General features: G+C 72.8%; 1 pseudogene. It reads right to left on the bottom strand.

Annotated elements, in window-relative coordinates:
* Positions 1-563 precede the first annotated feature (563 nt).
* Positions 564-772: pseudogene (locus ACYVO6_RS49470) on the bottom strand (hypothetical protein); the annotation flags it as partial.

Here is a 772-nt window from a genome sequence, read left to right as displayed (position 1 = left end):
CGGGTGGGGCGCGAAGTGACCCAGGGCAGCTGACCGGCCCTGCTGCGCCACGCCGAGCGACGCGCACAGCGTGAGATGGCCGACCTCAACTCCCTGCTTGACGCGCACTCCGACGTGCGTCTACCAGTCATCCACACCCCCCGCACGCACGCCGACCGCCCGTTCGGTCACGCTGCCCCGCGGTGTGAACGCGCTGCGGGCCTCGGGGAGTTGCTCTCGTTGCTCGCTCCGAAACCGGCACCGGGAGCTCCGCCACCGGGACACTGGACGCCGCTGCGCGCGCCGGAGCGGCATCCGTGACCCGGGAACGTACAGAACTCGCTTATTCCGTACGCGCGTTGGCGGGACACCGGCGGGCCCGCCGCCGACCACGGGGCCCGTCCAGCGGTTCGAGTTGCCGGATGCCGGGCGCCAGGGGCCCAGCACTCGGTCCGCGGCGCCAGGCATCGGCCGGGCGACGCTGTACCGCGAGCTGCGGGGCTGTCGCTGCCCACCGGCGGCACGCCGGCCGCACCTAGGAACGGCGCCCGGGCCCGCGTCGGCCGCGGGCGCCGTCCGCCGGGTCACGGCTGTGCCGGGGCCGCCCTGCGCAGGGCGGTGACGCAGGTGGCGATCGCCCGCTGGAGTTCCTCCAGACGCTGGACCATGTCGTCCTCGTAGATCGCGTCGAGGTCGTCCACGTCGTCGAAGGTCAGCTCCTGGAAGACCTTCGTCGCCTTCTGGAGGCTGCTGTAAAACTTCGTACGGCGCTCCTGGAGGCGTAGTTCCGGGT

This window comes from Streptomyces pseudoechinosporeus, assembly GCF_054783935.1.
The sequence above is the reverse complement of the archived record's forward strand: the minus strand, read 5'-3'. Positions and strand labels throughout refer to the sequence as shown.